Below are 24,006 nucleotides of genomic sequence, written 5' to 3' on the forward strand. Positions count from 1 at the left end.
ACGGCCGCGAAGGGAAGCAGATATGCCCGTCGCGACCGTGATCTTCGATGCCTATGGCACGCTCTTCGATGTGGCGGGTGCGGCGCGCCGGGCGGCGGCGGAGCCGGGGGGCGCGCGGCTGGGTGCGGTCTGGCCGAAGCTTGCCGAGGACTGGCGGCGGAAGCAGCTGGAATATAGCTGGCTTCGCGCCATCATGGGGCAGCATGCCGATTTCGCGCAGGTGACCGCCGACGGACTCGACTGGGCGCTGGAGGCGGCGGGAATCGGGGACAGAACGCTACGGGCGCGGCTTCTGGCGCTTTACGACGAACTGCCCGCCTATCCGGAAGTACCCGCGGTGCTTCAGGCGCTGAAGGCGATGGGCTTGCCGCGCGCGATCCTGTCGAACGGCACGCCCGCGATGCTTGCCGCCGCGACCCGTTCGGCCGGAATCGAGGGATTGCTCGATGCCTGCCTGTCGGTCGAAAGCGTCGGCATCTTCAAGCCCGACGCGCGGGTCTATGCGCTGGTGACCGCCCGCTTCGCCTGCGCGCCCGGCGAGGTCCTTTTCATCTCCTCCAACGGCTGGGACGTCGCGGGCGCCGCCGCCTTCGGTTTCCGCGCCGTCTGGGTGAACCGTTCGGGCCTGCCGTTCGACCGCCTGCCCGCCAACCCGCGCCATATCCTGCCCGACCTCACGGGCCTACCGGCACTCGCGGGCGCAGGCTGATCGAACCGCCACAGGTCATGGCGATGCCGCCATCCGGTCTTTCCAACGCCCGACTTTGCGCTATGCAGGTCTCGTGCAACTTGCAACCACGGAAGACCGATGCTGGCGCTCCTGATCTCGCTATCGCTCTGTGCCGGAACCGGCCTGATCCTGCAGGGCGGCCTCAAGGGCCACAGGGGCCTGCAGATCGTCGGCCTCGACCCCGAGGCGATGGGCATGGGGCTGCTGGCCATCCTTGCAGCGGGGTATTTCTGGGGGCCGATGGTCGGCGCCGCCCTGATCCTTGCGGTGATGATCCACGAGTTTGGCCATGTCGCCGCCTACCGGATCTGCGGCCATGCCGACGCGCGGTTCCGCCTCGTGCCGCTGATGGGCGGCCTTGCGATTTCGAACAGCCTGCCCGCGAGCCAGGAAAAGCAGTTCTTCATCTCGCTCATGGGCCCGGCCATCGGCCTTGCGCCCATGGTCCTGTCGCTCAGCCTGTTCGAGCTGGCCTATGACCGCGCGCCTCAGGCGGCCGGGTTCCTGTGGACCTTCGGCCAGGTGACGGCGGTCCTGAACTTCTTCAACCTCCTGCCGCTCTGGCCGCTCGACGGATCGAAATGCCTGCGCGCCATCCTTGCGAGCTTCTGGCCCGAGGCGGTCCGCCCCGCGACGCTATTGATGTCGGGCATCGCCTTTGCGGTGGCGGTCTACATGCAGTCTCTCCTACTCATTTTCTTCTGCCTGATGACGGCGCGCTCGCTCGCGCAGGCCGATGTGCTCCTGCGTGTCCAGCGCCCGATGCCGAAGGGCCGCGCGCTTCTCTGCCTTGCCTGCTACCTTGCCGCGCTCGCGGCCTTCTTCATGGGCTCGGGTAGCTACGTCAGGGCGCTTGTGGGATGAGCGGCCAGGACACGACCGCCACCGGACGAGGGGCCAAGGCGCAGGACCTGTGGCGCGGGCTTTCGCTGACGGCCTACCTGAGCCTCGTCCTGTGGTGGTTCTGGGGGCAGGTGATCAATCACGACAGCTCGTGGTTTCTTCACGCGACGGCCGACTGGCTGTCTGGCGCGCGGCTCTATCAAGACATCCTCGAGGTCAACCCTCCGCTGATCTTTCTTCATCATGTGCCGGCGATACTCCTGTCCCATGCTCTCGGGATCACGCCGACCCAGGCGTTCTATTCCGAGATGCTCGTGCTGATCGGCGTCAGCCTTTGGTGGAGCACGCGGATCATCGCGCGCACCCATTCAAACCGGGCGGCATGGATATTCCTTGCGGGCGGCGCACTTCTTCTTGTCTTTCCGTTCGGCAGACATATCGGCCAGCGCGAACATTTTCTTGCGATCTGCCTGTGGCCCTACCTTGCTGCCCATCTTGCCCGCCCGGATGCAGACAGTGGGGCAAAGGGAGCCCTGACCGCAGCCTTCGCCGCAGCGGGCCTGCTGCTGAAGCCCCATTTTCTGCTGATCCCGCTTGGTGTCACGCTTGGCAGGATGCTGGCGGACAAGCGCTGGTCATCGGCGATGACAGCAGGCAATCTGGTTATCGCTGCGGCATGCATCGGCTATATTCTCCTCGCGCGGCTTCTCGCGCCCGCCTACTTTGGGACGATCATCCCGCTCGCGATCGAGACCTATGGCGCCTATCAGCTTGCGCCTCTGCGGTTTCTTTTGAACGTGATGCCTTGGCTTCTGCTGCCGGTTTTCGCGGTCCTGCTCGCGGCACGCTCGACCGGACTGCCGCGCGGCAGTTCCAGCGTCCTGCTTGCGGCCTCCGGGGCGCTTTGCGTCTATGTCGCGCAGGGCAACGGCTTTGACTATCACGCGATCCCGCTCTTTGCGTGTCTGGGCCTCTTCTATTGCTGGCTGGCCGCAATGTCGGCTGATCGGCGGCTCGTCATGCTGGCGCTGGCGGCATTCGTCCTGCACGCACAGTTCACCTTCCAGACAAGGCCCTACCGCTATGCGATGAAGGAGGTCCTCGCGGGCTATCTGGCCGGGTCGCAACCGGCTCGCTCGATCGTGGTGGTGTCCGCGGATATCTTTCCCTACTTCCCGCTCATCGACCTGTTCGGAACCCGTTGGCTGGGCAGCTTCCCGGTGCAATGGCCCGTGGCGGGTCCCGTGCTGGAACTTGCGCAGCGCGATTGTACCACCGATGCGGATCGCTGCGCGCGCCTTCGGGGTCACATTTCCTATGCGGTCGAACGAACGGCACGGGACATCGTAGGGAAGAGGCCCGATCTCGTCATATTCGACACGAACTCGCAATTCTTCTGGCCCCTCAACCCGGAAGGCGCGTTCGACCTGGAAGCGCTCTATTTCGCCAACCCCGACCTTGCTGCGGCGATGGCGGACTATCGCCTCGTAGGCCAGGAAGAAAACCATCGCTTCTGGCGGCGCGTCTCTGCCGCGCCATGATCGCGCCCTTCGGCCGATCTTGTAGCCGGTACATCTTCGCCCTTGTCCTCGGTCAGGCCCGCCGCCAGTCTGCCCGGGCAAGGAGGCAGCATGGCACTCGATTTCTTCACCGCCGCCGACGGGGCGCGACTGGCTTACCGGGACGAGGGGCAGGGCCTTCCGGTCATCGCGCTGGCCGGGCTGACGCGGGCGCATACGGATTTCGATTTCCTCGCGCCGCATGTGGCTGACCTGCGGCTGATCCGGCCCGACTATCGCGGGCGGGGGGCATCGGAATGGACCGGCGCCGCGACCTACACGGTCCCGCAGGAGGCGCAGGATGTGCTGGCGCTGATGGATCATCTCGCGCTCGACCGGGCGGCGATCCTCGGCACCTCGCGCGGCGGGTTGATCGGCATGGCGCTGGCGGCCACGGCGAAGGACAGGCTCCTCGGTCTTTGCCTGAACGACGTCGGCCCGGTGATCGAACGGACGGGGCTGGAGAAGATATTCGATTATGTCGGCCGCAACCCCGCCGCCAAGTCAATCGACCAACTGGTCGAACGCTTTCCCCGCACCATGGCGGGCTTTGCCAACGTGCCGGACGCGCGCTGGCGCGCCTTTGCCGAACGGCTTTACGTGGAAGGTCCACGCGGGCTGGAAATCCGCTACGACCCGGCGCTGCGTACGTCGTTCCTTGCCGCCTTCGAAGGGCCGTCGGCCGACCTCTGGCCGCTCTTCGATGCGTGCGCGGGCCTGCCCCTGGCGCTGATCCGGGGCGCGAATTCCGATCTTCTCTCGCCCGAAACCGCCACCGAGATGCGCCGCCGCCGCCCCGACATGATCTTTGCCGACGTGCCCGACCGGGCGCATGTGCCCTTCCTTGACGAGCCGGAGGCGCTGGCAGCCATCCGGTCCTGGCTGGAGATGATGCAATGAATATCGAGATGATCCGCGGGGCAGAGGCGCGCATCGGTGGGCGGCTGAGGCAGACGCCGTTCCTCTCTTCGCCCTTCCTCGACCGGATCGCCGGGCGGCGGGTGCTGGTGAAGCCCGAATGCCTGCAGCACACCGGATCGTTCAAATATCGCGGCGCCTCAGCCGCTTTGTCGGCCCTGTCGCCCGAGGCACGGGCGCGCGGGGTCGTGGCCTTTTCCTCGGGCAACCATGCCCAGGGCGTGGCGCTGGCAGGCGCCGAGCACGGCGCGCCGGTGGTGATCCTGATGCCGTCGGATGCGCCTGCGGTGAAGATCGCCAACACGCGCGCGTTGGGCGCCGAGGTGATCCTATATGACCGCCAGACCGAGGACCGCGACGCGCTGAGCGCGCGTATCTCCGGGGAGAGGGGCCTGACACTCGTCCGCCCCTATGATGATCCGCAAGTTATCGCCGGGCAAGGCACCGTGGGGCTCGAGATTGCCGCCGAGGCGCGCGCGCTCGGGATCGAGCGGGCCGAGGTCTTCGTGCCCTGCGGCGGCGGCGGGCTGACCTCGGGCATCGCGCTGGCACTGGAGGCCGACGCGCCCGGTCTGACCGCGCGCCCCTGCGAGCCCGAGACCCACGACGACATGCGCCGCTCGCTTCTGGCGGGTGCGATCCGCGCCAACGAGAACCCGCGGCCGAGCCTCTGCGACGCCATCGTCACGCCCGCGCCGGGGAACATCACCTTTCCGCTGGTCTCTGCCCGCGCGGGCGCGGGCCTTGCGGTCAGCGACGAAGAGGCGCTGAAGGCGGTGGGCGAAGCCTGGCAGCGGCTTCGCATTGTTGCCGAGCCGGGCGGCGCGGTGGCGCTCGCCGCCGCGCTTTACCGGACGGCCGAGACCGATGCCGATACGATCATCGCCGTCGTCTCGGGCGGCAATGTCGACGCTGTCATCTTCCGCCGCGCGCTCGACCTCGTGGAGACGACATGAGCGAGCCGCATCTTCATTGGCAGGAGGGGGGAGACCCGAAGGGCGCGCCGGTCGTCTTCGCCCATGCACTCGGCCTTGATCTGAGGCTTTGGGACAAGGTGCTGCCGCTCCTGCCGCCGGGCCTGCGGCTCATCCGCCTCGACCTGCGCGGGCACGGCCAGTCCGACGTGCCGCCTGCACCCTATGCGATGGGCGCGCTGATCCGGGACGTCGAGGCGCTTCTGGACAGGCTGGCGGTGCGCGACTGTGCGTTCGTGGGCCTTTCGGTCGGCGGGCTGATCGCGCAGGGGCTGGCGGTGAAGCGGCTCGATATGGTGCGCGCGCTCGTCCTGTCGAACACCGCCGCGAAGATCGGCACCCGCGCGATCTGGGAAGGCAGGATCGACGCCGTGCGCTCGGGCGGTATCGCGGCGATTGCCGACGCGACGCTGGAACGCTGGTTCCCCAAGCCCTTGCGCGACGGACCTGAGGGGCGTCTCTGGCGCGAACGGCTGCTCTCGACCCCGGTCGAGGGCTACATCGGCGTGGCGGCGGCGATCGGGGGCACGGATTTCATCACGCCCACCTCGGGCCTGCGGCTGCCCGCGCTCGTCCTCGCGGGCGACCGCGACGGGTCGACCCCGCCTGACCTCGTGCGTGAGCTTGCCGGTCTGATCCCCGACTCGGACTTCCGCATCCTGCGCGGGGCGGGGCACTTGCCGCCCGTTGACAAGCCGGAGGCATTTGCGGCGGCACTGGGCGATTTCCTTATCCGGACCGGTCATCCCGGGAGCTGATCCTCCTCGTGCGCTGACGCTTCTCGTCGGATGCGGCGAGGAGCGCACGGCGTGCGACGACGAGCATCTGGCCCGTTTGCGTCAATTTGCGTCGCAAACGTAGGGGAAGCTGCGGCAGGCTGACAGCAGGGTCGGGTCAGAAGCGAGGGGACGCCGATGAAACTCAAGGATCTGGAAATCTTCGTCGTGGCGCCACCCGCGCCGGGCTGGGGCGGGCGCTACTGGATCTTCACCAAGCTCACCACCGACAACGGGATCACGGGCTATGGCGAATGCTATGCCTCGACCGTCGGGCCAGAGGCGATGCGCGCGGTGATCGAGGATGTGTTCGCCCGCCATATGCAGGGCACCAATCCCGAAGAGATCGAACTGATGTACCGCCGCGCCTATTCCTCGGGCTTCACCCAGCGGCCCGATCCCACGGTGATGGGCGCCTTCTCCGGCCTCGAAATCGCCTGCTGGGACATCATCGGCAAGGCGCGGAACCGGCCTGTCCACGCGCTCCTCGGCGGCAAGCTGAACGAGCGGCTCAGGTCCTACACCTACCTCTACCCCGAGCCCGGCAAGGAAAGTGGCGAGTTCTGGGTGAATGCCGACATGACCGCCGAGGCGGCGGCGCGGTTCGCGGGCATGGGCTTTACCGCGGTGAAGTTCGATCCGGCCGGTCCCTATACGATCCGCGGCGGCCATGACCCGAGCCAGTCCGACATCAGCCGCTCGGCGCTCTTCTGCAAGCGTATCCGCGAGGCGGTGGGCGACCGGGCCGACCTGCTTTTCGGCACGCACGGCCAGTTCAATGTCGCGGGCGCCGTTCGTCTGGCCCAGGCGATCGAGCCCTACGGGCCGCTCTGGTACGAGGAACCGATCCCGCCAGACAATCTTCTCGACTTCGCCGAAGTGCAGAAGGCGGTGCGCATTCCGGTCGCGACCGGCGAGCGCTTCACCACCAAGGCCGAATTCGCGACGGTCCTGCGCACCGGTGGCGCGCGCATCCTGCAACCAGCCCTCGGGCGCGCGGGCGGCATCTGGGAGTGCAAGAAGATCGCTGCCATAGCGGAGGTCTTCACTGCGCAGATGGCGCCGCACCTGTACGCAGGCCCGGTCGAGTGGGCGGCGAACGTCCAGCTCGGCGCCTCGATCCCCAACCTCCTGATGGTCGAGACGATCGAGACCGGCGGGGCGTTCCATCTGAAACTCATCAGGAATTCGATCCGCTGGGAAGAGGGCTATGTGATCGTCCCCGACGCCCCGGGCCTCGGCATCGACTTTGACGAGGACCTCGCCCGCGCCCATCCCTACGAGGGCACAGGCCTGCATCTGCAGATGCAGGAAGCGCCCTGCGATTACGCGCGCCCGAACTGGTTCGAGGGCGGTGCGCCCTCCACAACCCGGCCCAAGGTTTGAGGCGCCGGATTTCGGCACGAAATCCGGCCGGAACCCGTTGCGGGTTCCGGTCCGAAATCTTCGCAAGATTTCGGCTTCTCCCGGGTCACAGGCCGAAGGCTTCCGCGAGCGCAGCGAGCCGCCCGGCCTCCAGCCGGTCGAACGCCTCGGGCGGCTGCTGGTCGTTCAAGAGCGGCAGGAACGGATCCCTGACCTCGGTCCGCTCGCCTGAAAGCGCCTCGATGGTCGCAATTCCGCAGAAGGGCACGACCGCCTCGGCATAGCCGCCCTCATGCACCATAACCAACCGCCCGCCGCACAGCGCCTCCGCCGCCTGCCGCAACCGTTCCGTCATTGCCCGGAAGGTCTCGCTCGTCGCCAGCATCCGCGCGAGCGGATCGCAGCCGTTCGCGTCGAACCCGCAGGCGACGATGATCAGATCGGGCCGGAACCTCTCAAGCGCGGGCAGTACGATCCGGTCCATCGCGGCGAGGTAGGAGACGTGCCCCCCGCCCGGCATCAGCGGAATGTTGATGTTGAAGCCGTGGCCCTTGCCCTCGCCCCGTTCCCCGGCGAAGCCCGTGTCGGTCGGATAGCATTTCTCCTGATGGAGCGAGATGGTCAGCACATCATCGCGCCCGGAATAGATCGCCTGCGTGCCATTGCCGTGATGAACGTCCCAATCCACCACCGCCACCCGGCCAAGCCCATGGTGCGCCTTTGCCGCCTCGATCGCGATGGCGATATTGGCCAGAAGGCAGAAGCCCATCGGTCGGTCGGGCAGGCAATGGTGCCCCGGCGGACGGGAGAGCGCATAGGCGTTGGCGAGCCTGCCCGTCACCACCTGATCGACGGCGGCAAGCGCGAGGCCCGCCGACTGGCAGGCGATCTCGAAACTGCCGCGCCCGAAAGGCGCATCTTCGCCCAGATCGCCGCCCCGCTTTCGGCTCGCGGCACGGAACGCCTCGAGATATGCGGCGGGATGAATGCGGCGCAGGTCTTCCTCGGTCGCGGGCGGCGCCGATTGCTTTACGAGCCGGGCGGTCAGGCCGGAGACATCCATCAGCGCCTTCAGCCGCCGCTTGCTTTCGGGCGATTCCGCATGGCCCGCGGCGGCGGGCGGCTGGACCCAGCCGCCCACGGGAACGAAAAGCGCATGTTCCCCGGTTGTGTGCCAGAAACAAAGCTCGTCCCAGAAAAACCCCGTCCCCGCCATCGTGCGCCCCTCTCCGAACCGGCCCCGCGCCGAGAGAAGCACGCGGGACCGCCCGGGCGCAAGCGGCTCAGGCCGCCAAAAGCGCCGCATCGGCGGCCAGCGTGCGCTGGCGGGCCGGACGCGCCATAGAGCGCGCCACCCAGTCGCGGATCAGATCGTTGTCGGGCGTCGCGTCCGGCAGCCAGGCATAGGGCGAATGGACCAGAAGGTCGGCCGCGCTGTAGCTGTCGCCTAGGAGCCATGGCCCCTCTTCCAGCGCCGCGCGGAGCCTGGCCTTCACCTCTGCCGAACCGCGGAAGGTGCTGGTCAGGTATGGATGCGAGAGCCCCGCCATTTCGTGGATCAAGACCGGCTCCAGCACGCCCTGATACCAGGTAAGCCACATGGCGAACCGGCCCCAGTCCGCCGTGCCCACCCGGGGCGCGAGCCCGCTGTCGGGAAAGAGCGTGGTCAGATGCAGGATGATCGCGGCGCGTTCGGTGATCACTTGCCCGTCATGGACAAGCGCGGGCACCTTGGCCTCGGGATGGGGATTGGCCGGATCGGGCGCGCCCGACCCGTCATGGCGGGGAACGGTGACGATGCGCAGATCGACGCGGTCGGCGATGTCCATCTCGTCGAGCAGCGTGACGATCGTGGACGAGCGGGAGTTCGGCGCATGAAAGAGGGTGAGCATGATCGGTCCTTTCCGGTTTGTTGCGCCTGCTTTATGCTCCGGTCATCCTGTCAGAACCTGTCAGCATCCCATGGCCCGCGCCGACCGTCTTCTTCGTCTTCTCACCGCTTTCCGGGTGCTGCCGCAACCGGTCACGGCCGCAAGGCTCGCGGCGGAAACCGGCGTGTCGGAACGCACGCTCTACCGCGATATCGAGGCGCTGCGCGCGGGCGGCGCGCTGATCGACGGGGCGCCGGGCCTTGGCTATGTGCTGACCGAGGACCCTGCGCTGCCGCCGCAGATGTTCACGCGGATCGAGGTGGAGGCGCTGGCGCTCGGCCTCGCCGAGGTCAGGCAGATGGGCGATCCCGCGCTTGCCCGAGGAGCTAAGGCGGCGATGGCCAAGATCACCGCGACACTGCCCGAACGGGTGCAGCGCCAGGCAATTCATGCCGTAAGCCATTCCGTGCGTTTCGATCCGCGTCCGCCCGCGCCCGCCCATGTCGGGCTGATCCGGGAAGCAAGCTGGGAGGAACGCGCGATCGACATCCGCTACCGGGATCTCGCGGGCAGGGAAAGCGAGCGGCGCATCTGGCCGCTCTCCATCGTCTGGTTCGAGCGCGCGCTGATGTGTCTTGCCTTCTGTACGCTGCGGCAGGATTTCCGGCGGTTCCATATCGCCCGGATGAGCGAGGTCCGGCTCACCGATGACTCATTCCGGCCGCGCCGGGTGGCGCTGTTGCGCGACTATGTGGCGATGGTGCGCGGATAAGGTTTCGTCCGGGCTGCGCCCGGCCGACCCGCCGGGGGGCGCTGCCCCCCGGACCCCCCGGAGTATTTCCAGACAGAAAGTGAGGGACTTGGGGTCTCGACTTCTTGCCCTGACATGCTGTCGCCCCGCCGTCACACGGCCGGGCTGTGCCCCGCGCGCGACAGATCGTACCTGTCGAACGCCCGCGCGATCATCCGGGTCAGCGGCCGCGCGCGGTCGGGGATGTGAAACCCGGTGCGGTCGACCTCGACCATGTCGCCGAAGGGGCGGGCGGCATCGCCGAAGAGGCGCCCGAGCCCCGCGTCGTTCAGGCCGAAGCGGTCGCGCATCTCGCCCGCGTCGATATGGAAATCGCACATCAGCGCCTCGATCATCCTGGCGCGCATGAGGTCTTCCTCGCTGAACCGGTGCCCGCGCGTGACCGAGAGACGGCCGTCGCGAATGGCCTTCACATGGTCCGAGGTGGCCGGGGCGTTCTGGGCGTAGCCTTGAGGGAAACGCGAGATGGCCGAGGCGCCGACGCCGATCAGAACCGGGGCGAGATCGTCGGTATAGCCCTGGAAGTTCCGCCGGAGCCTGCCTGCAAGCGCGGCGCGCGCAAGGCCGTCGGCGGGCCGGGCGAAATGGTCGATGCCGACCTCGTCATAGCCGTCGGCGACGAAGAGCTTGCGGGCGGTTTCGAAGAGCTGCAGGCGCTCTTCGGGGGTGGGAAGGGCGTCGGACGGGATCATCTGCTGGCGGCGCGCCATCCAGGGCACATGGGCATAGCCGTAAAGCGCCACGCGGTCGGGGTTGAGCGCGAGAAGCTTTTCAACCGAGGCTGCGATCTTTGCCTCGGTCTGGTGCGGCAGGCCGTAAAGGATGTCGGCGTTCAGCGAGCCGATGCCGCGGGCGCGCAGCATCTCGACGGCGGCCTTCGTCACCTCGTAGCTCTGGTCCCGCCCGATGGCGCGCTGGATATCCGGATCGAAATCCTGCACGCCGATCGAAGCGCGGTTCATCCCCGCGCCGGCAAGTGCGTCAAGCCGTGCCTCATCCACCTCGTTGGGGTCGATCTCGACCGAGAACTCCGCATCCTCGGCCATCGGAAAGGCGTCGAAGATCGCGCCCGCCAGCATCTCGATGGCTTGCGGCGGCAAGAGGGTCGGCGTGCCGCCGCCCCAGTGGAGGCGCGACAGCGTGACGCCGGGCGCCACCAGGCGGCGGATCATCGCAAGTTCCGCGCGCAGCACCTCGGCATAGGCCAGAACCGGGTCGGCGCTTCTGGTGCCCTGCGTCCGGCAGGCGCAGAACCAGCACAGCCTGCGGCAAAAGGGTACATGCAGATAGAGCGATATCCGGCTTCCCGCCGGGATCGCCCTGAGCCAGCCCTCCATGTCCTGGCCGCCGACGGTCGATGAAAAATGCGGGGCGGTCGGATAGCTCGTATAACGCGGCACGCGCGCGTCGAAGAGACCCAGCCGGGCGAGTTGCGATTCCTGTTCCATGGCCCTAGTTTGGGGGCGCGCAGACACAGGCTCCTTGATGCAAATCAATTCCCCGACCCAGGCCCCCGACCTCTCGAAGGGCGTCCGCGACTGCGGCGCCTGCCAGATCCGGCACCGGGCGGTCTGCGCGCGTTGCGAGCCCGACGAGCTCGCCCGTCTTGACGAGATCAAGTACTACCGCACCTACGAGGCGGGCCAGACCGTGGTCTGGGCGGGCGACCGGATGGATTTCGTGGCCTCCGTCGTCACCGGCGTCGCGACGCTGACCCAGACGATGGAGGACGGGCGGACGCAGATGGTGGGGCTGCTGCTGCCCTCTGATTTCGTCGGCCGGCCGGGCCGCGACATCGCGCCCTACAATGTCATCGCCACCACCGACCTGATGATGTGCTGTTTCCGCAAGAAGCAGTTCGAGGCGCTTCTGGGCTCCACCCCCCATGTCAGCCAGCGCCTGCTGGAAATGACGCTCGACGAGCTGGATGCGGCGCGGGAATGGATGCTGCTTCTTGGCCGCAAGACCGCGCGGGAAAAGATCGCCTCGCTTCTGGCGATCATCGCCCGCCGCGACGCCTCGCTGAACCTGCGCCCGAGCCGGGGCCGGATGGTGTTCGATCTGGCGCTGACGCGCGAGGCGATGGCCGATTACCTCGGCCTGACGCTCGAAACCGTCAGCCGCCAGATGTCGCAGCTGAAGCGTGATGCGGTGATCGAGCTGGAAGGCAAGCGCCGCATCATCGTGCCCGATTTCGACCGGCTGATCGACGAGGCGGGCGATGACAGCGATGGCGGGTTCCTGGCGTGATGCGAAAGCAGGTGCACCTGCGTTCAACGCGTCCGCTGCGCCATCGTGGGTGGCGCTGCAGGCGGCGGGCTGAGACATCCCCCCTTCATTGAGCTTTGCTTACCATATGCGAGGGATCTTGATGCAAGAGGCTTGGCCTTCGAGGCCCCGGCGGCAATGACTTGCCGTCAGCCCATCCTTCCGCGAGGCGCCATCGGGCGAGCCCCTTGTTCAAGGGCCAAAAGGTGACCCGCCCGTGTTCTGACTGCCATTTGCATGTCCTGTCCGTCGCGCCGCCGCGCGACTTCTCGCAATCGGTCAGGGTCAGTGACAGGAAGCGTCGCGATCGCCGGGTCAGAAAGGCGGCGCGTGGCCCCGGGCCGTACGCGCTGCCGCCTCTTCAATATTGTCGCGCGCCGTTTCAACAGCCAACACGGAACTGCACTGTCGGGCGGACACAGACGTGTGGCAGCAAGGCGTCCCGTTGAGAAGCGTCACGCCCGGACGAGCCGTTCATATTCGGTCGCGACGCGTTTCACGATCTCGCCGACCTCGAAATTATAGTCGCCGATCTGGCCGACAGGCGTCACTTCGGCCGCCGTTCCGGTCAGCCAGCACTGTTCGAACCCTTCCAGTTCCTCGGGCATGATATGGCGTTCATGCACCTTGATCTGCATGTCCTTCAGCATCTGGATAACGGTCTGGCGGGTCAGGCCGTTCAGGAAGCAGTCGGCCTTGGGCGTATGGACCTCGCCATCCTTGACGAAGAAGATGTTCGCGCCCGTCGCCTCGGCCACATAGCCGCGATAGTCGAACATCATCGCGTCCGAACAGCCCTTGGCCTCGGCCGCGTGCTTGGACATGGTGCAGATCATGTAAAGGCCCGCAGCCTTCGCTTCCGAGGGGATCGTTGCGGGGTCCGGACGGCGCCATTTGGCGATGTCCAGTTTCGCGCCCTTCATCTTGGCGTCGCCGTAGTAATTGCCCCATTCCCAGGCCGCGACCGCCATCCGCACCGGATTGCGCTTGGCCGCCACGCCCATATCCTCGCCCGCGCCACGCCAGGCCACCGCGCGCACATAGGCATCGGTCCAGCCGTTGGCCTTCAGGACCGCCTCTTTCGCCGCCTCGATCTGATCGACCGAATAAGGGATCGTCATGTCCAGCAGTTCACCCGAGCGGATCAGGCGCGCCGAATGTTCGCGGCTCTTGAAGATCTTGCCATTGTAGCAGCGCTCGCCCTCGAAGACCGAGGAGGCATAGTGCATCGCATGGGTCAGGATATGGACCTTCGCGTCGCGCCACTCGACCAGTTTCCCGTCCATCCAGATTTTGCCGTCACGATCTTCATAGGAACCGGCCATCATGCCCTCCGCCCGATTTTCCGAATGTTGCGCGTTTTAGGTCCGGATCGGACATAATATTGCGCACTTTGCGACTCTCGCTAGCGATTCATTCTTGGAAAGTCAACATGACTGACATAATATCCCCGAACCGTTCGGGATGAAACAATTGGGGCAGACATGTCGGAACCGGGCGCCGGCGCCAAACAGGGCGGGGAAAACCTGCTCTTCCTTACTGACGAGCAGCTCAGGAAAGGGATCGAGGCGATGTTTTTCGCCTATCGCGCCTTCACGGCCGATCCCGACCGGATTCTGGAAGGCATGGCCTATGGCCGCGCACATCACCGTGCCGTGCATTTCATCAACCGCCAGCCGGGGCTGACGGTAAACACGCTTCTCACAGTCCTCGGCGTGACCAAACAGTCGTTGAACCGGGTCTTGCGCACGCTGATCGAGGACGGGCTGGTGGAAACCCGCGTCGGCCGCAAGGACAAGCGCGAGCGTCATCTCTACCTCACCGAAAAGGGCGCGGGCCTGGAACGCGAACTGAGCGAGGCGCAGCGCGCACGGATGCGCGCGGCCTATCGCGCCGCGGGGCCTTCCGCGGTGGCGGGCTTCCGGGATGTGCTGGAGGCGATGATGGACCCTGACCTGCGCCGCTATTACAGCACGATGAAGGACGGCAGCGCATGACGGTGGGAACCGAGGTTCATCTTCTGATCGTCGATGATGACGAGCGTATCCGGGGGCTTTTGCAGAAGTTCCTGATAAAGAACGGCTTTCTGGTGACAGCGGCCCGTGACGCCGCGCATGCACGGCGCCTGATGGCCGGGCTGGAGTTCGACCTGATCGTGCTCGATGTGATGATGCCGGGCGAGGACGGGATCAGCCTGACCCGCGACCTTCGGGCGAAACTTTCAACGCCGGTGCTGCTGCTGACCGCCAAGGGCGAGACATCGGACCGGATCGCGGGACTGGAAGCCGGGGCGGATGACTATCTGGCCAAACCTTTCGAGCCGAAGGAGCTGCTGCTCAGGATCAACGCCATCCTGCGCCGCAGCCCGGCGCCAGTTCAGGTCAAGGTGCCGAAAGTGCTGAATTTCGGGCCGGTGCGCTATGACGCCGACCGGGGCGAGATGTGGCGGGGTGAAGAGCTGGTGCGGCTGACCGCGACCGAGGCGCAGCTGATGCGCATCCTTGCCGCCCGCCCCGGCGAGGCGGTCAGCCGCACCGAACTGGTCGACGATCTGGGGCGCGGCGGCGGGCTGGCGCAGGAACGCGCGATCGACGTGCAGATCACAAGGCTGAGGCGCAAGTTCGAGGCCGATCCCAAGATGCCGCGCTATCTGCAGACGGTGCGGGGTGCGGGCTATATGCTGGCGCCGGAATAGGGCTCCTCGATGCCTTCGGCACTCGTCGTGCGGATCAGCGAAGAGGGACGGCACGGACCGATGAGCGGCCGGGATTGGATATTTGGGCCAGAATGAAGCGATGACGATCTTCCTGACCCACAATGCCGGTCTCGTCCATGAAACGCCGTCCGGCCACCCTGAACAGGTGGCGCGGCTTCAGGCGATCTATGGCGCGCTCCGGGCCGAGGAATTCGCCGGTCTCGACCGCCGCGCGGCGCCCCTGGCCGACGAGGCCGAGGTGCTGCGCTGTCACGACAGGGGCCATCTCGACCGGCTGCGCGGCGCGCGGCCCGCGAAGGGCTGGGCGGCGCTCGACGGCGATACGTTCATGGCGCCCGGTTCCTTCGAGGCGGCGCTGCGGGCCGTCGGCGGCATGGAGGCCGCCGTCGACGCAGTGCTGGCGGGCGAGGCGCCGAATGCCTTCCTTGCCATGCGCCCGCCCGGCCATCATGCCGAACCCGGCCGGGCGATGGGTTTCTGCCTCTTCTCGACCGTCGCCATCGGCGCGAAATATGCGCTGGAGGCGAAGGGCCTGTCCCGCATCGCAGTCCTCGATTTCGACGTCCATCACGGCAATGGCACGCAGGATTGTCTGTGGGACGAGGCGCGCGCGATGTTCGTCTCCTCGCAGCAGATGCCGCTATATCCCGGCACGGGTTACGCGAGCGAGACGGGCGCGCATGGCCAGATCGTCAACCTGCCGCTCTCCCCCGGCTCTGCCGGGCGCGAGATGCGCGCCGCCTGGGAAGGCGCGCTTGCGAAGCTTGCAGGGTTCAAGCCGGACCTGATCCTCGTCAGCGCCGGTTTCGACGCCCATCGCGATGACCCGCTCGCGGGCCTGAACTGGACCGAGGCCGACTTCGCCTGGCTCACCCATGCGATCTGCGACCTGGCCGACGATTGCTGCGGCGGGCGGGTGGTATCCTCGCTTGAGGGCGGCTATGATCTTGACGCGCTCGCCTCTTCGGTCGCGGCGCATGTCCGGGTACTGATGGAGCGGGGCCGATGAGCGATATCGCGGCGATGACATTCGAAGCGGCGATGGCTGAACTTGAGGACGTGGTCCGCAAGCTGGAATCCGGCAATGTCGAACTGGAAAAGTCGATAGCGCTTTACGAGCGCGGCGCGGCGCTGAAGGCCCATTGCGAGGCCAAGCTCAAGGCAGCCGAGGAGCGGGTCGAGAAGATCACGCTGAATGCTGACGGCATACCGACAGGGACCGTTCCCGCAGAAGGGCTCTAGGTGTTTTCCGACCGGCTGGCACAGGTACAAAGGCTGACCCAGACCGCGCTTGACGATGCGCTGGCCTTTCACCCGGACGTGCCCGTCGTTCACGCGATGCGCTACGCCCTGCAGGGCGGCAAGAGGCTCAGGGCCTTTCTGGTTCTGGAAAGCGCGAGGTTGCACGGTATCTACGACCCGGATGCTATGCCCGCCGCTGCCGCGGTCGAGGCGCTGCACGCCTATTCGCTGGTCCATGACGATCTTCCCAGCATGGACGATGACGATCTTCGGCGCGGCCAGCCGACCGTCCATGTGAAATGGGACGAGGCGACGGCGATCCTCGCGGGCGACGCGCTGCAGACGCTGGCGTTCGAACTCTGCTGCGACCCGATCCTCGGCGCACGGCGCATCGAGCTTGTGGCGGCCCTTGCCAGGGCCTCCGGCGCAGGGGGCATGGTTCTGGGCCAGGCGCTCGACATCGCGGCCGAAACGGCGGGCGCGCCCCTGACGCTCGACGAAATCACACGGCTGCAGGCCGGCAAGACCGGGGCGCTCATCACCTTCGCGGCAACGGCGGGCGCCATCCTCGCGGGCGCCGACACCCGGCCGCTGGAACGCTACGCCCGTGCCCTCGGCCTCGCCTTCCAGATCGCCGACGACATCCTCGACGTGGCGGGCGATCCGGCGAAGGCCGGAAAGAAGCTGCGCAAGGACGCGGGCGCGGGCAAGGCGACCTTCGTTTCGCTCCTCGGTATTGACGGCGCCCGCGCCAAGGCGCGCGATCTTGTCGCACAGGCGGAAGCGGCTCTCCTTGCGTATGGCGCGCGTGCGGATCTGTTGCGCGCGGCCGCCCGCTTCTCGATCGAACGGCAGGCCTGATCAGCAGGCCCCCCTCGGCAATCCGGCTGTCAAAGGTCGGACAGGTTTGACCGCATCGACTCTATCAGCGCCTCGACAGGCATCGGGTCGATCGCGACCGAACCGTTGGATGCAGGATCGGGAAGGCCAAGAATGACATCATCAAAGGCAAGCACCATCTTTATCGCCGCCTGTTTGACCATCGCGTCTTCGCTCAGAACCAGCATGTCCAGCTGGTCGCGCGCAATCATCAGAAGACCCCAGCATTCCTGATACGAGACGATATCGGTCGATCCCGAAGGGTCGAGCATCTCCGCGCCCGCGCTCGTGGTCGCGATAACCGCCGAAAGCAGGTCCTGATCCGAAGGTTGCAGTGCTTGCTTGGCCTTCTCGACTTCGCCCAGCGCCGCAAGATACGCGGCATTCACTTCTTCGCGCGTCTTGGCATTTTCCAGAGCGATCAGTGCCGGTTCCAGATCAGGTGCGCCTGCTGCAGCCAGTCCGTCCTTGATGACGGGAAAGTTGTCGCGGCGCGGATGGGCGAAATGCGACCCTTCCGCACTAACCATACCCTCTTGAAGGAAAAGCTGCCCAAGCAGAAGGTCGCGCTCGATACCCATCAAGCCGGCAATCAGATTCGCAACCTGTTCGTTTGTCACGACAAGCTGGTGAAGATTCACTTGTTGTAGGTCGCGCGGCGCCTGAACCGTAGGCGTTGCGGCGTCGGTCATGGTGGCGACAGTGAGGCCCGCAGCCAAGCACGCCGCACGGGCACCGAACTTGCTGAGGAATGCAACCTGTCTGATGAGATATTCTTGCATGGACTGCTCCTTATGATTAACCGACTCGACTGGCACACTCCAAGGAACAGCCACCTCACAGTACGCACAACGATCGCAAATCTGCCGAAGATTTTGACCAAATTATGCCTGGATGCAGGCTGAACGGTGCGCTGCGGAGCGTTAGCTGAAGCGAGCCGTGCGCACCGGCCCCGACTGCCTTCGCTTCGGAAACAGTCGTCCCGGTTGTTCCCGGTGCCGTTTGAGGCTAAATGCGGGGCAATCAGGAAAGCCTAGCAGTGACCGACCACCCCCAGACACCTATCCTTGACCGCGTGCGCACGCCAGCCGACCTCAAGGGGCTGAGCGACCGCGACCTGGCAACGCTCGCTGACGAACTGCGCGCCGAGACGATCAGCGCCGTGTCGGTCACGGGCGGCCATCTGGGCGCGGGGCTCGGCGTCGTCGAGCTGACGGTCGCAATCCATGCGGTCTTCGACACGCCGCGCGACAAACTGATCTGGGACGTCGGCCACCAGTGCTATCCCCACAAGATTCTCACCGGGCGGCGTGACCGGATCCGCACGCTGCGCATGAAGGGCGGGCTGTCGGGCTTCACCAAACGGTCGGAAAGCCCCTACGACCCGTTCGGCGCGGCGCATAGCTCGACCTCGATCAGCGCCGCCTTGGGTTTTGCCGCCGCGCGCGACCTCGGCGGCGATCCGGGCGATGCCATCGCGGTGATCGGCGACGGCGCGATGAGCGCGGGCATGGCCTATGAGGCGATGAACAACGCGGGCCATCTGAAGAAACGGCTTTTCGTCATCCTCAACGACAATGAAATGTCGATTGCGCCGCCCGTGGGCGCGATGTCGGCCTACCTCACGCGGCTTTACACAGAAGGCCCGTTCCAGGAGCTGAAGGCCGCCGCCAAGGGCGCGGTCAGCCTATTGCCGCCGCCCTTCCAGGAAGGCGCGCGGCGCGCGAAGGAAATGCTGAAGGGCATGGCGATCGGCGGCACTCTGTTCGAGGAATTGGGCTTTTCCTATGTCGGCCCTATCGACGGGCACGACATGGAACAACTTCTGTCGGTCCTGCGCACGGTAAAGGCGCGGGCGACGGGGCCGATGCTGATCCATGTGCTGACCAAGAAGGGCAAGGGCTACGCCCCCGCCGAACGGGCCGCCGACAGGGGGCATGCGACGGCCAAGTTCGACGTGATGACGGGCGAGCAGAAGAAGGCGCCGTCCAACGCGCCGTCCTATACCAAGGTCTTTGCCCAAAGCCTGATCAAAGAGGCCGAGCGAGACGACAAGATCGTTGCGATCACGGCGGCGATGCCGGACGGCACCGGGCTGAACCTCTTTGCCGAACGTTTTCCCCGCCGCTGCTTCGACGTGGGCATCGCCGAACAGCATGCCGTGACCTTCGCGGCGGGCCTTGCGGCGGGCGGCATGAAACCCTTCTGCGCGCTCTATTCCACCTTCCTGCAGCGCGGCTACGACCAGGTCGTCCATGACGTGGCGATCCAGCGTCTGCCGGTGCGTTTCCCGATCGACCGGGCAGGATTGGTCGGTGCCGACGGCGCGACCCATGCGGGCGCCTTCGACGTGGCCTTCCTTGCCAATCTTCCCGGTTTCGTGGTGATGGCGGCGGCGGACGAGGCCGAACTTGTCCACATGGTCGCCACGGCGGCTGCCATCGACGACCGCCCCTCGGCCTTCCGCTTCCCGCGCGGCGACGGCACCGGGGTGGAGATGCCGGAGCGTGGCCAGCCCCTTGAAATCGGCAAGGGCCGGATCGTCGCCGAAGGGGGACGGGTCGCTATCCTCTCGTTCGGAACCCGGCTTGCCGAAGTGCTGAAGGCCCGCGAAAATCTCGCGGCGAAGGGCCTCGCGCCGACGGTGGCCGACGCCCGCTTCGCCAAGCCGCTCGACCGCGAGCTGATCCTGTCGCTTGCCCGCCATCACCAGGCGCTGATCACCGTCGAGGAAGGCGCCATCGGCGGCTTCGGCAGCCATGTGGCGCAGCTTCTGGCCGACGAGGGCATCTTCGACCGGGGTTTCAAATTCCGTTCGATGGTCCTGCCCGATACGTTCATCGACCAGATGAGCCCCGAAGACATGTACGCGGTCGCGGGCATGAACGCGCCCGAGATCGAGGCGAAGGTGCTGGAAACGCTCGGCATCGCCCAGATCGGCGAACGCCGCGCCTGAGGGCTCCATCCGGCAGCTTTGTGCAGCGCTGCAACAGTTGTGGGTTACCGGCAGCGGCAGATTGAAGCCGCGCCAAAAACGCATAGGTGATTCCCTGGGGGCTTCAACCTGGGGAGATACAGATGGCAAACCAATTCGGCCCGGCATTGATCGTGACCTTCTTCGGCCTTTTGGCCATCGGTCTGATCCTCGCCATCCTTTTCCGCCGCGTTGTCAGCACGAACACGGTGCATATCGTGCAGCGCGGCCATGCGACCACGCCTTACGGCACCGGCCTTTCGGCCGGGAACGTCTATTACGCCTGGCCCAGCTGGATTCCGCGCTTCGGGGTGACGGTCATCCAGCTGCCCGTCTCCAACTTCGACCTGTCGCTGCATGATTACGAGGCCTATGACACTGACCGCGTGCCGTTCGTCGTGCATGTCACCTCGTTCTTCCGCATCGCCGATACGGCGCTTGCCGCACAGCGGGTGGCGAGCATCGAGGAGCTGAAGGAACAGCTCATGCAGATCGTGCAGGGCGCTGTCCGCAAGGTGCTCGCGGGCGACAAGATCGACACGATCATGCTGGAACGGTCGAAATTCGGCCTGGCCTTCACCAGCGAGGTGGTCGAGCAACTCAAGCAATGGGGTGTCGAACCGGTCAAGTCGATGGAACTCATGGATATCCGCGACGGCGACGGCAGCAAGGTCATCTTCAACATCATGGCCAAGAAGACCTCGCATATCGAGATGGAAAGCCGCCGCGAGGTGGCCGAGAACAAGCGCGCCGCCGAAACCGCCGAGATCGAGGCGCAGCGCGAGATCGACATGCGCAAGCAGGAGGCCGAGCGCGCGGTGGGCGAGAAGACCGCCGAGAAGGACAAGGCGGTCGGCATCGCCAACGAGGTCGCGCGTCAGGAAGTGCTGACCCAGGAACGGGAGACGCGCGAACGTCACATGGCCGTCGCCCGCGTCGACGAGGTGCGCCGCGCCGAGATCGAGCGCGACAAGCAGCTCGTCGCCGCCGAACAGGACCGCCAGACCACCGTCATCATCGCCGAAGGCCAGCTTGCCGCCCAGCAGCGCGAGGCCGAGGGTATCAAGGCGATCGGCGAGGCCAAAGCTGCCGCCGAACGCGCGATGCAGCTTGCACCGGTCGAGGCGCAGATCGTTCTGGCCAAGGAGATCGGCGAGAATGCAGGTTATCAGCAGTACTTGATGACCATCGAAGGTATCAAAGGCTATGTCGTCGTGGGCGGCGAGCAGGCGAGGGCTTTGCAAGCGGCCGAGGTCAAGGTGATCGCCAACACCGGCCGCGCGGGCGAGGGGATGGGCACCGTGATGGACCTCTTCTCCTCGAAGGGCGGCACGAACCTTGCCGCGGCGGTCGAGGCCTTTTCGCAAAGCCCGCTCGGCGGCGCGGTGATGGAGAAGCTTCTGGCCGCTAAGGCTGGCCCTGCCCTGCCCGAAAGCACCGCGGCGGAAGCCGCTGGTCCGCCTGCAGCCCCCGCGAGCGCCTGAGACAGGGGAATGGCGGGACGGGGTGGCACGCCGGTCACCCTGCCCCGATTTCCGCCCGAAGGACCGCGCCGCCCCTTGCGCGGTCGCCCGCAATTTCAGATGCTTGCAGGCAAAAGGAATATCCCGATGCCCGACCGCCGCACCCTGATCCTGTCCGGCACCGCGCTCGCGGCGGCCCATCTGGCCACGCCAGCGCTTGGCCAGGTGCTGGCCGCGCCGAAACTGAAGCCGCTCGATGCCGCGACCCTCGGCAGCGCCGAGGCGCCGTTGCCGGGTGTGACGATCGCGCCCGACCTCTGGCCGGTTCTTGTGCGGGTGAAACCCGATTTCGCGCCCGGGTCGATCATCGTGCTGTCGTCGAAATATTTCCTCTACTACGTCACCAAGAAGGGCCATGCGATCCGCTATGGCGTCGCGGTCGGCAAGGCGGAACTGCAGTTCCGCGGCGCGGCCGATGTGGGCGCCAAGACCGAATGGCCAAGCTGGAAGCCGACGCCCGAGATGGTCGAGCGCAATCCCAAGGCTTACGCGAAATATGCCGAAAAGGGCATGCCCGGCGGCCCGGGCAACCCGCTGGGCGCGCGGGCGATATACCTCTACCAGAACGGCCATGACACCGCCGTGCGCATCCATGGCACGGTCGAGCCGAATTCGATCGGCAAGTCGGTCTCGAACGGCTGCATCCGCATGCTGAACGAACATGTGACCGATCTTTATGCCCGGGTGGAGCTGGGCGCCCCGGTCATGGTCTTCTGATGCAGGGTCGCGCGCTCAGGCTTCTGATCTGTCGACCGCTCTCGCCTGCGGGCGACGAGGCGGCGGCCAGTGCCGAGATCGAGCGGGCGCTGGCGGTCGGCCGCGCGGCCGAGGCCGACATGGCGGTGCTGCCGGAACTGATGCTGCCGGGCTACGGTGTCGAGGAAATGGCGACCCATGCCCAGGCGCCGGACGGGCCATGGATCGCCGACCTCTGCCAGCGGGCGAAACAGGCGGGTTGCGGTCTGATCCTCGGCTATGCCGAACGCGACGGCACGCAGCTCTTCAACAGCGCCGTGGCAATATCGGCGGCGGGCAAGGTCATCGGCCATCACCGCAAGGTGCAGCTGTTCGGCGCGCGCGAGGCGCGGCTTTTCGCCGAGGGCGACGGCCTGTCGAGCTTCGATCTGGGTAACCTGCATGTCGGACTGCTGATCTGCTATGACGTCGAATTTGCCCACCACGTCCGGGCGCTCGCGCTGCGCGGCGTCGATCTGGTGATCGCGCCGAGTGCGAACTACGACCCCCAGGTCACCGACCGGCTTCTGCCCGCGCAGGCGATCACCAATGGCGTGATGATCGCCTATGTGAATTTTGCGGGCACCGAGGGCGCGCAGTTCTATTGCGGCGAAAGCGCCGTGGTCGATCAGCGCGGCGCCTTCCTGGCGCGCGCGGGCGCGGCGCCGGGGATGCTGATCGTCGATCTGCCGGTGCCGGAACTGCCGACCGCTGTCGCCACCCATCTGACCGACCACCGCGACCTTTGACCTCATGGCATTGCGCCTCACCTCGCTGGCCCAGCTTCAAGCGGAAGGGTTCGACACGGTGATCGACGTGCGCGCCCCTGCCGAATATGCCGAGGATCATCTGCCCGGCGCCATCAGCCTGCCGGTTCTGGATGATGAGGAGCGCGCCCGCGTCGGGACGATCTACAAGCAGGAAAGCCCGTTCCGCGCCCGCAAGATCGGCGCGGCGCTGGTCGCGCGCAACGCCGCCCGGCATCTGGAAGGACCGCTCGCCGACAAGCCCGGCGGCTGGCGCCCGCTCGTCTATTGCTGGCGGGGTGGGCAGCGGTCCAACTCCTTCGCCTCGATCCTGTCGCAGATCGGCTGGCGGGTCGAGGTGCTGGAAGGCGGCTACAAGGCCTGGCGCTCGCTGGTGCTGGCCGAACTGAACGACCGGCCCTTTCCGGCGCCGCTGTGGGTCCTCGACGGCAATACCGGCACCGCGAAGACCGAGGTGCTGGCCCGGCTCTCCGGCCTCGGGATCCAGACCATCGACCTTGAGCGGCTCGCCAACCATCGCGGCTCGCTCTTCGGTCATCGGACAGGCGGCCAGCCCGGCCAGAAGGCCTTCGACAACCGCCTGGCAATGGCGATCGCCGGGATCGACCCCACGCGGCCGGTGGTGGTCGAGGCGGAAAGTTCTCGCATCGGCGATCTGAACCTGCCGAAGCAACTGTGGAAAGCCATGTCTGCCGCCCCCCGCATCCGCATCGCCGCCCCGCTGGAGGCGCGCGCCGCCTATCTGACGCGCGCCTATGCCGACCTGACGGCCGACCCCGGACGGCTCTGCCGCGTGGTCGAAAGCCTGCGCCCCGTCCAGCCCGCCGAGCGGATCGAGGCCTGGCTGAAACTGGCAAAGACCGGGGACTTTCGCGAACTGGCGGCGGGTCTCATGCGCGACCACTACGACCGCAGGTACGAGAAGCATCGGGCGCGTTTTCGCGGCGGCGAGGACCGCGAGCTGGCGACCGATAGGCTGGACGAGGAGGCGATCGGCAAGATGGCAGGACAGATCGCTGACCGCTTGGCTGCCGTGGGCTGACCTTCCCGTTGCC

At 66.5% G+C, this 24,006-nt stretch carries 24 protein-coding genes; 19 read left to right on the forward strand and 5 right to left on the reverse strand.

The window, feature by feature from the left end; all coding sequences use genetic code 11:
* Positions 1–22 precede the first annotated feature (22 nt).
* From P0645_RS10845 to P0645_RS10875, 7 genes are all read left to right on the forward strand, one after another.
* Positions 23–709, forward strand: coding sequence for a haloacid dehalogenase type II (locus P0645_RS10845; RefSeq protein WP_284164593.1), 687 nt, complete (start codon positions 23–25; stop codon positions 707–709).
* Positions 710–808: 99 nt separating this feature from the next.
* Positions 809–1,594, forward strand: coding sequence for a metalloprotease (locus P0645_RS10850; protein ID WP_284164594.1), 786 nt, complete (start codon positions 809–811; stop codon positions 1,592–1,594).
* Positions 1,591–3,114 carry a hypothetical protein gene (locus P0645_RS10855; RefSeq protein ID WP_284164595.1) on the forward strand — a complete coding sequence of 508 codons (1,524 nt, stop codon included), beginning with the start codon at positions 1,591–1,593 and terminating at the stop codon, positions 3,112–3,114. Before P0645_RS10850 ends, P0645_RS10855 begins: the two co-directional genes overlap by 4 nt.
* A 90-nt stretch (positions 3,115–3,204) precedes the next feature.
* Positions 3,205–4,032, forward strand: a complete 828-nt coding sequence (locus P0645_RS10860; RefSeq protein ID WP_284164596.1) for an alpha/beta fold hydrolase — start codon at positions 3,205–3,207, stop codon at positions 4,030–4,032.
* On the forward strand, positions 4,029–5,006 hold the full coding sequence (locus P0645_RS10865) for a threonine ammonia-lyase (RefSeq protein WP_284164597.1): 978 nt from the start codon (positions 4,029–4,031) through the stop codon (positions 5,004–5,006). The genes P0645_RS10860 and P0645_RS10865 overlap by 4 nt, the downstream gene beginning before the upstream one ends.
* The gene (gene pcaD, locus P0645_RS10870) at positions 5,003–5,782 is read left to right on the forward strand and encodes a 3-oxoadipate enol-lactonase (protein WP_284164598.1); all 780 of its coding nucleotides are present in this window, start codon (positions 5,003–5,005) and stop codon (positions 5,780–5,782) included. The genes P0645_RS10865 and pcaD overlap by 4 nt, the downstream gene beginning before the upstream one ends.
* A 156-nt stretch (positions 5,783–5,938) precedes the next feature.
* On the forward strand, positions 5,939–7,186 hold the full coding sequence (locus P0645_RS10875; RefSeq protein WP_284164599.1) for a mandelate racemase/muconate lactonizing enzyme family protein: 1,248 nt from the start codon (positions 5,939–5,941) through the stop codon (positions 7,184–7,186).
* Positions 7,187–7,271: 85 nt separating this feature from the next.
* On the opposite strand, the gene P0645_RS10880 is transcribed toward P0645_RS10875, so the two are convergent.
* Positions 7,272–8,381, reverse strand: a complete 1,110-nt coding sequence (locus P0645_RS10880) for a histone deacetylase-like amidohydrolase (protein ID WP_284164600.1) — start codon at positions 8,379–8,381, stop codon at positions 7,272–7,274.
* 67 nt (positions 8,382–8,448) lie between these two features.
* Complete coding sequence (locus tag P0645_RS10885; protein WP_284164601.1) at positions 8,449–9,057, reverse strand: glutathione S-transferase family protein; 609 nt, start codon at positions 9,055–9,057, stop codon at positions 8,449–8,451.
* A 70-nt stretch (positions 9,058–9,127) separates the two neighbouring features.
* Between P0645_RS10885 and P0645_RS10890 the strand changes: the two genes are divergently transcribed.
* Positions 9,128–9,808, forward strand: coding sequence for a helix-turn-helix transcriptional regulator (locus tag P0645_RS10890; protein WP_284164602.1), 681 nt, complete (start codon positions 9,128–9,130; stop codon positions 9,806–9,808).
* A 131-nt stretch (positions 9,809–9,939) separates the two neighbouring features.
* Here the strand turns inward: P0645_RS10890 and hemN are convergent, their stop codons facing one another.
* Positions 9,940–11,295 carry an oxygen-independent coproporphyrinogen III oxidase gene (hemN, locus tag P0645_RS10895; RefSeq protein WP_284164603.1) on the reverse strand — a complete coding sequence of 452 codons (1,356 nt, stop codon included), beginning with the start codon at positions 11,293–11,295 and terminating at the stop codon, positions 9,940–9,942.
* A 37-nt stretch (positions 11,296–11,332) separates the two neighbouring features.
* Here hemN and fnrL point away from each other — a divergent pair, with 37 nt between their 5' ends.
* Positions 11,333–12,097 carry a transcriptional regulator FnrL gene (gene fnrL / locus P0645_RS10900; RefSeq protein WP_284164604.1) on the forward strand — a complete coding sequence of 255 codons (765 nt, stop codon included), beginning with the start codon at positions 11,333–11,335 and terminating at the stop codon, positions 12,095–12,097.
* Between the two features lie 473 nt (positions 12,098–12,570).
* On the opposite strand, the gene P0645_RS10905 is transcribed toward fnrL, so the two are convergent.
* Positions 12,571–13,440, reverse strand: coding sequence for a branched-chain amino acid aminotransferase (locus P0645_RS10905; protein ID WP_284164605.1), 870 nt, complete (start codon positions 13,438–13,440; stop codon positions 12,571–12,573).
* 159 nt (positions 13,441–13,599) lie between these two features.
* Between P0645_RS10905 and P0645_RS10910 the strand changes: the two genes are divergently transcribed.
* The 5 genes from P0645_RS10910 to P0645_RS10930 all read left to right on the forward strand — a co-directional run bounded on the left by P0645_RS10910 (position 13,600) and on the right by P0645_RS10930 (position 16,934).
* A complete protein-coding gene (locus P0645_RS10910; protein WP_284164606.1) occupies positions 13,600–14,112 on the forward strand; it encodes a MarR family winged helix-turn-helix transcriptional regulator in 513 nt (170 codons plus the stop codon).
* Positions 14,109–14,810: a response regulator gene (locus tag P0645_RS10915; protein ID WP_284164607.1), complete on the forward strand. Its 702-nt coding sequence runs from the start codon at positions 14,109–14,111 to the stop codon at positions 14,808–14,810. The genes P0645_RS10910 and P0645_RS10915 overlap by 4 nt, the downstream gene beginning before the upstream one ends.
* 100 nt (positions 14,811–14,910) lie before the next feature.
* Positions 14,911–15,840 carry a histone deacetylase family protein gene (locus P0645_RS10920; RefSeq protein ID WP_284164608.1) on the forward strand — a complete coding sequence of 310 codons (930 nt, stop codon included), beginning with the start codon at positions 14,911–14,913 and terminating at the stop codon, positions 15,838–15,840.
* On the forward strand, positions 15,837–16,073 hold the full coding sequence (locus P0645_RS10925; protein ID WP_284164609.1) for an exodeoxyribonuclease VII small subunit: 237 nt from the start codon (positions 15,837–15,839) through the stop codon (positions 16,071–16,073). Before P0645_RS10920 ends, P0645_RS10925 begins: the two co-directional genes overlap by 4 nt.
* Positions 16,074–16,934 (forward strand): polyprenyl synthetase family protein, encoded by an 861-nt coding sequence (locus P0645_RS10930; RefSeq protein ID WP_284164610.1) that lies wholly within the window; start codon positions 16,074–16,076, stop codon positions 16,932–16,934. It abuts the gene before it with no gap.
* A gap of 29 nt (positions 16,935–16,963) precedes the next feature.
* Here P0645_RS10930 and P0645_RS10935 read toward each other — a convergent pair whose 3' ends face one another.
* On the reverse strand, positions 16,964–17,734 hold the full coding sequence (locus P0645_RS10935) for a hypothetical protein (protein WP_284164611.1): 771 nt from the start codon (positions 17,732–17,734) through the stop codon (positions 16,964–16,966).
* A gap of 257 nt (positions 17,735–17,991) precedes the next feature.
* Between P0645_RS10935 and dxs the strand changes: the two genes are divergently transcribed.
* From dxs to mnmH, 5 genes are all read left to right on the forward strand, one after another.
* Entirely contained in the window at positions 17,992–19,908 is a 1,917-nt protein-coding gene (gene dxs, locus P0645_RS10940; RefSeq protein ID WP_284164612.1) for a 1-deoxy-D-xylulose-5-phosphate synthase, read from the forward strand.
* Between the two features lie 122 nt (positions 19,909–20,030).
* The gene (locus tag P0645_RS10945) at positions 20,031–21,410 is read left to right on the forward strand and encodes an SPFH domain-containing protein (RefSeq protein WP_284164613.1); all 1,380 of its coding nucleotides are present in this window, start codon (positions 20,031–20,033) and stop codon (positions 21,408–21,410) included.
* A 126-nt stretch (positions 21,411–21,536) separates the two neighbouring features.
* A complete protein-coding gene (locus P0645_RS10950; RefSeq protein ID WP_284164614.1) occupies positions 21,537–22,166 on the forward strand; it encodes a L,D-transpeptidase in 630 nt (209 codons plus the stop codon).
* Entirely contained in the window at positions 22,166–22,933 is a 768-nt protein-coding gene (locus P0645_RS10955) for a nitrilase-related carbon-nitrogen hydrolase (RefSeq protein ID WP_284164615.1), read from the forward strand. Before P0645_RS10950 ends, P0645_RS10955 begins: the two co-directional genes overlap by 1 nt.
* Positions 22,934–22,937: 4 nt before the next feature.
* Positions 22,938–23,993, forward strand: coding sequence for a tRNA 2-selenouridine(34) synthase MnmH (mnmH, locus tag P0645_RS10960; RefSeq protein WP_284164616.1), 1,056 nt, complete (start codon positions 22,938–22,940; stop codon positions 23,991–23,993).
* Positions 23,994–24,006: the final 13 nt, after the last annotated feature.

This window comes from Frigidibacter sp. SD6-1 (assembly GCF_030143255.1).
In the GTDB taxonomy this organism is placed as follows: Bacteria; Pseudomonadota; Alphaproteobacteria; order Rhodobacterales; family Rhodobacteraceae; genus TMP-24.

Coding starts and splice junctions, on each gene's coding strand:
- pcaD (WP_284164598.1), top strand. CDS start 5,003: ATGAGCGAGCCGCATCTTCATTGGCAGGAGGGGGGAGACCCGAAGGGC.
- P0645_RS10955 (WP_284164615.1), top strand. CDS start 22,166: ATGCAGGGTCGCGCGCTCAGGCTTCTGATCTGTCGACCGCTCTCGCCT.
- P0645_RS10905 (WP_284164605.1), bottom strand. CDS start 13,440: ATGGCCGGTTCCTATGAAGATCGTGACGGCAAAATCTGGATGGACGGG.
- P0645_RS10845 (WP_284164593.1), top strand. CDS start 23: ATGCCCGTCGCGACCGTGATCTTCGATGCCTATGGCACGCTCTTCGAT.
- P0645_RS10850 (WP_284164594.1), top strand. CDS start 809: ATGCTGGCGCTCCTGATCTCGCTATCGCTCTGTGCCGGAACCGGCCTG.
- P0645_RS10935 (WP_284164611.1), bottom strand. CDS start 17,734: ATGCAAGAATATCTCATCAGACAGGTTGCATTCCTCAGCAAGTTCGGT.
- P0645_RS10920 (WP_284164608.1), top strand. CDS start 14,911: ATGACGATCTTCCTGACCCACAATGCCGGTCTCGTCCATGAAACGCCG.
- P0645_RS10945 (WP_284164613.1), top strand. CDS start 20,031: ATGGCAAACCAATTCGGCCCGGCATTGATCGTGACCTTCTTCGGCCTT.
- P0645_RS10890 (WP_284164602.1), top strand. CDS start 9,128: ATGGCCCGCGCCGACCGTCTTCTTCGTCTTCTCACCGCTTTCCGGGTG.
- P0645_RS10855 (WP_284164595.1), top strand. CDS start 1,591: ATGAGCGGCCAGGACACGACCGCCACCGGACGAGGGGCCAAGGCGCAG.
- P0645_RS10885 (WP_284164601.1), bottom strand. CDS start 9,057: ATGCTCACCCTCTTTCATGCGCCGAACTCCCGCTCGTCCACGATCGTC.
- fnrL (WP_284164604.1), top strand. CDS start 11,333: ATGCAAATCAATTCCCCGACCCAGGCCCCCGACCTCTCGAAGGGCGTC.
- P0645_RS10925 (WP_284164609.1), top strand. CDS start 15,837: ATGAGCGATATCGCGGCGATGACATTCGAAGCGGCGATGGCTGAACTT.
- P0645_RS10860 (WP_284164596.1), top strand. CDS start 3,205: ATGGCACTCGATTTCTTCACCGCCGCCGACGGGGCGCGACTGGCTTAC.
- hemN (WP_284164603.1), bottom strand. CDS start 11,295: ATGGAACAGGAATCGCAACTCGCCCGGCTGGGTCTCTTCGACGCGCGC.
- P0645_RS10880 (WP_284164600.1), bottom strand. CDS start 8,381: ATGGCGGGGACGGGGTTTTTCTGGGACGAGCTTTGTTTCTGGCACACA.
- P0645_RS10915 (WP_284164607.1), top strand. CDS start 14,109: ATGACGGTGGGAACCGAGGTTCATCTTCTGATCGTCGATGATGACGAG.
- P0645_RS10910 (WP_284164606.1), top strand. CDS start 13,600: ATGTCGGAACCGGGCGCCGGCGCCAAACAGGGCGGGGAAAACCTGCTC.
- P0645_RS10875 (WP_284164599.1), top strand. CDS start 5,939: ATGAAACTCAAGGATCTGGAAATCTTCGTCGTGGCGCCACCCGCGCCG.
- mnmH (WP_284164616.1), top strand. CDS start 22,938: ATGGCATTGCGCCTCACCTCGCTGGCCCAGCTTCAAGCGGAAGGGTTC.
- P0645_RS10865 (WP_284164597.1), top strand. CDS start 4,029: ATGAATATCGAGATGATCCGCGGGGCAGAGGCGCGCATCGGTGGGCGG.
- P0645_RS10950 (WP_284164614.1), top strand. CDS start 21,537: ATGCCCGACCGCCGCACCCTGATCCTGTCCGGCACCGCGCTCGCGGCG.